This is a genomic window from Tabrizicola sp. (assembly GCF_031377265.1).
In the GTDB taxonomy this organism is placed as follows: domain Bacteria; phylum Pseudomonadota; class Alphaproteobacteria; order Rhodobacterales; family Rhodobacteraceae; genus JAUYQR01.
Genome location: NZ_JANMET010000027.1, coordinates 1 through 4,515 on the forward strand (window position 1 = coordinate 1; position 4,515 = coordinate 4,515).

The window sequence follows — 4,515 nt, forward strand, 5'->3', positions numbered from 1 at the left end:
TGGTGGACGGGGCGAGTGTGTATGGGTATGCTTTGCAGAATCCGGGGAGGTGGATTGATAGGAGAGGGACGACCGCTCTCACCGTAGCTGGAGACTTGGCTTGGGGCGGAATACAGATCGGAGGGCAAATTCTTGGTGGCGGAATAATTTCTATAGGGATGATACTGTATCCGACTCAACTAGGCGACGGTACACTTCCTCAAAGCCTCATTGAGAATCCACCAATAGAAGATGTTTGTCCCAACGACTTTTGTGAACAGCTTGCCTTGGAAGAGGCAAAGGCTGGCGCAGGACGGACGATACCCATAAAGTTGGGCGACGAGCCTCGCATTGTTGCGCACTACGGTTTGGGCCCTTGGGTAAAGAAGGAGCATACGCATGTTTGTGCCGATGGTCGTAAACTTGTGATACATTATTTCTCAAACAATCGAGGGCGCAATGTCGAGCTCAAATTCAAGTGATTCAGGAAGCTCACATATTTCTTTAAGTGTCGATGAACAAAGCGACGGAACCGTTAATCTTATACTCCGTGCGTTCGGAGATGGATTTTGTATGATTGGATCCGCATATTTCGACACTACTGCAGTCATCGATTTTCTTTCCGAGCTTCGCAGATTTCCACTGGGTTGCGACCCAGCACCATTTTTATCTGGTGGATATCTTGATGACGCAGGCAAAGTTATCGTGACTGAGACTCTTCATATTTCAGTATCTCAAATTACCAAATCCGGGCTTCTGGCCATGATGATCAGGGTGTTCTCGCCGGATCCCGAGTATTGGGAAAAGGGATTCGGCCATGGTGGCCGCTGCAGTTATTTTTTGAACTATGAGGATTTGAAAAAATTCACTGATGATTTTGAGAGACTCATTGGTGGAAAAACCTCTTGCTTTGAATTTGATAGATTCACGAGAATTTGAAGGGATTTTCTTAGAGATTAGGCCTTCAGTCTCTCGGCCTGGATCGCTAGACGCTAGGTGGTGCACGCCCTCACCTCGCCGATAGCCGTGACGATCCACTCGGTGTTCGACAGCGAGCCGTAGGGTGGATGCCAACCCACCACTCCAAGCCACCCCGATTCGCCCGACATGGTTAACGCCCGCTTCGTCGCCCGTGCGAAGAGACGGAAGGAAGACGCAAGGAAGACGGAAAGAAGACGCCGAAAACCCCGCTAATCCCTTGCATTAACGCCCGGATCGGTAGGTCGAGGGTCACCCCGAATATCTCCCCCCCGCCCCGCCAACCTCCCCGGCCCCGGCGGTCGCAAAGGCCACCTCCCCGCCCCCAGACCCGCCCGAACCGGCCTGCGACAGCCCCCCTTCGCACCGGGCGACAGGCTCCCCCCACAAAGCCACCGGGCGAACGAAGCCATTCCACATCAATCCCTTACCCGATCCGCCACCTCCGCCCCTCGCAAGCGTGCTCGGGCCTACACGGGAACCAATCCACCAAACTGCCCCCCGCCGTCGTCCACACCTCCCCCCAACCGCTTCCCCGGCCAGTGGGTCATGAGGGAGAGGTTCTGGAAAGCATCGTGACCAAGTCGCGGGATCGCAGGGCGGCACTGAAATTCCTGAAGAAATCCATGAGGCGTCATGGCCGACCTGAGACCATAGTGACAGATCGGCTTCGATCCTATGGCGGCGCCTTGAAGGACCTCGGCCGCGGCGATGACCGAGAGATGGGGCGTTGGCTCAATAACCGCGCAGAGAACTCCCACTTGCCATTCCGCCGACGCGAGCGGGCCATGTTGCGGTTCCAGCGCATGCGTAGGTTGCAGAAGTTCGCCTCGGTCCATGCCTCGGTCCACAACCACTTTCCGACGGAGCGCCATCTCCAGAACCGGCGCACCTACAAGCAGACCCGCGCCGCCGCTCCCGCAGAGTGGCGCGGCCTTCTTGCCGCCTGTGAATAGCCCCTAGTTTGCTAGAGGCCTTGCAGTTTCAGTTCCTGCTGCTGTTCGAAAGCGATCGGTGACAGCATGCCATTTCTAACGTGTTTGCGCTGCGGGTTGTAGAGGAACTCGATGTAATCGAACACGTCTTGGCGAGCTTCTTGCCGGGTTTTGTATTTCTTGCGCCGGATCCGCTCGCGCTTGAGCAGGTTGAAGAAGCGCTCCGCCACTGCATTGTCCCAGCAGTTCCCACGGCGGCTCATGCTGGGGGCCAGATTGTGCTGCTCAAGGAACGCCTGCCACTCATAGCTGGTGAACTGGGAGCCTTGGTCGGATTGCACGTGGACCTTGGTCTTTGGTTTGCGCCGCCAGACGGCCATCAGCAGGGCTTGCAGCGGTAGGTCTGCATAGGTGCGGGCCTGCATTGACCAGCCGTTGACCCGGCGAGAAAACAGATCGATCACGACCGCCAAATACAAGAACCCCTCATGCGTGCGGATATAGGTGATATCTGTCACCCAAAACTGATCCGGGGCATCAACATCGAACTCCCGGTTCAGGGTGTTGTCCGCCACGACAGCAGGGCTGCCACCATAAGAGCCGGGCCGTTTTTTGTAACCAATCTGGGCCCTTATGCCTGCCAAACGGGCCAAACGCCAAGCCCGGTTGGGGCTGATATCCTCGCCGAGGTCGCACAGATCATCGTGCAGCTTGCGGTAGCCATAGACTTCTCCGCTTTCCGTCCAAGCTTTCTTCAGCAGCTTTGTTTGCCGCTGATCCTCCAACACACGCTGACAAAATGGCTCACGCAGCCAGGCGTAAAAGCCGCTCGGGTGCACCGATAGCGTCCGGCACATGGCCCTGACCGCAAACACTGGCCTGTTCTCGGCTATGAACGCATACCTCACCGGGATTCCCTGGCGAACTCTGCGCCTGCCAGCGGTCTCGAACCGATGGCGTCCACTGGCAGGCCCTTTTTTAGGATGTCCCGTTCCTCCGTGACACGCGCCAAATCCCGCTTCAGTCGGCGGATCTCATCGGCTTGCGCGTCGACCTCTTTGATCACCTTCGTCGGCCGCGAAAACAGCCGCTGCCATGTATAGGCTGCCATGTATCGATCGACTTCGTGCTGACCCCTAAACGCTCAGCCACCTCGCGGACCGGATAACCCCGATCCTCGACTTGGGCGACAGCATCGCGCTTGAACTCATCTGTGAACTGCGTGGGGGACATGTGTGGCTCCTTGCTTCCAAAATTACCAAGCAAGGCATCTACAAATTTAGGGGCTATTCAGAGGACGGCTCCCCTTTGCAGAAAAGCCCTTCCCTTCCACAAATTCCACCTTATGATCTCGCTCCATGATCAAGGGTTCACATATCAATCGCACCGCCGGGGCACCCCGCCCCGCCCTGCACCTTGGTCTCCTGCTTCTTAGCCGCCTCTGAGCGTGCCTTCGGGTGCTGCCGCTCAGAGGTGACACGCGCCCGAACGCAAAGCGCAAGACAGACAGGAGTTTCCCCGATGACCAAAGCGGCTCAAGACAAAGTCGTCATTTTTGACACCACCCTGCGCGACGGCGAACAATCGCCCGGCGCCACGATGACCCATGATGAAAAGCTGGAGATCGCGGGCCTGCTTGACGAGATGGGCGTCGACATCATTGAGGCGGGCTTCCCGATTGCCTCCGATGGTGATTTCGCGGCCGTTTCGGAAATCGCCAGACGCGCCGTCAATTCAACGATCTGCGGCCTCGCCCGCGCCAATTATAAAGACATCGACCGGTGCTGGGAGGCGGTGCGCCACGCCCGCTCACCGCGCATCCACACCTTCATCGGCACCTCGCCCTTGCACCGCGCCATCCCGAACCTCGACATGGACCAGATGGCGGAACGCATCCACGACACCGTGACCCATGCCCGCAACCTCTGCGACAACGTGCAGTGGTCGCCGATGGACGCCACCCGCACCGAACATGATTACCTCTGCCGCGTGGTGGAAATCGCCATCAGGGCCGGCGCGACCACCATCAACATCCCCGACACCGTCGGCTACACCGCCCCGCGCGAAAGTGCGGCGCTGATCGCCATGCTGCTCGCACGCGTGCCCGGTGCCGACAGCGTGATCTTCGCCACCCACTGCCACAACGACCTTGGCATGGCCACGGCGAACGCTTTGGCGGCGGTCGAGGCCGGGGCGCGGCAGATCGAATGCACGATCAACGGTCTTGGTGAACGCGCCGGCAACACCGCACTGGAAGAGGTGGTAATGGCGATGCGGGTGCGCAATGACATCCTGCCCTACCGCACCGGCATCGACACCACCAAGATCATGAACCTGTCGCGGCGGGTGTCCTCGGTTTCGGGCTTTGCGGTGCAGTTCAACAAGGCCATCGTCGGCAAGACTGTTGGCCGTGGCCATGCCCAGATCATTGTGGCAATGGGTGGCAAAGATGATCTCATCCGCCCCCGGCACGCGTTCCAGCAGCATGCGGATCAGAGCGGCGGATTCGCGCGGGGCCGTATAGCCCACGGTATCAGGAATGTTGATGGTAGTGGCCCCCGCCTTGATCGCAATTTCCACCACGCGGCACAAATAATCATGCTCGGTGCGGGTGGCATCCATC

General features: G+C 58.3%; 2 protein-coding genes and 4 pseudogenes. 4 read left to right on the plus strand and 2 right to left on the minus strand.

Translation table 11 applies throughout. The features are described 5' to 3' along the window. The 3 genes and pseudogenes from RMO18_RS01635 to RMO18_RS01645 form a co-directional block, all read left to right on the plus strand. On the plus strand, positions 1-461 hold a 461-nt coding region (locus RMO18_RS01635; protein WP_309663539.1), incomplete at its 5' end, for a hypothetical protein. Next, a complete protein-coding gene (locus tag RMO18_RS01640; RefSeq protein ID WP_309663540.1) occupies positions 439-918 on the plus strand; it encodes a hypothetical protein in 480 nt (159 codons plus the stop codon). The genes RMO18_RS01635 and RMO18_RS01640, both read left to right, overlap by 23 nt. Before the next feature lie 575 nt (positions 919-1,493). Next, positions 1,494-1,913: pseudogene (locus RMO18_RS01645) on the plus strand (DDE-type integrase/transposase/recombinase); the annotation flags it as partial. 11 nt (positions 1,914-1,924) lie between these two features. Here the strand turns inward: RMO18_RS01645 and RMO18_RS01650 are convergent. Continuing rightward, positions 1,925-3,125 (minus strand): annotated as a pseudogene (locus RMO18_RS01650) (IS3 family transposase). A 288-nt stretch (positions 3,126-3,413) separates the two neighbouring features. Here RMO18_RS01650 and RMO18_RS01655 point away from each other — a divergent pair. Then, a pseudogene (locus RMO18_RS01655) lies at positions 3,414-4,292 on the plus strand (2-isopropylmalate synthase); the annotation flags it as partial. A 54-nt stretch (positions 4,293-4,346) separates the two neighbouring features. Here RMO18_RS01655 and RMO18_RS01660 read toward each other — a convergent pair. Next, positions 4,347-4,514, minus strand: a pseudogene (locus RMO18_RS01660) (2-isopropylmalate synthase); the annotation flags it as partial. Between the last annotated feature and the right edge of the window lies 1 nt (position 4,515).

Excerpts from the sequence above, each read along its gene's own strand:
- RMO18_RS01640 (WP_309663540.1), top strand. The coding sequence starts at position 439 with ATGTCGAGCTCAAATTCAAGTGATTCAGGAAGCTCACATATTTCTTTA.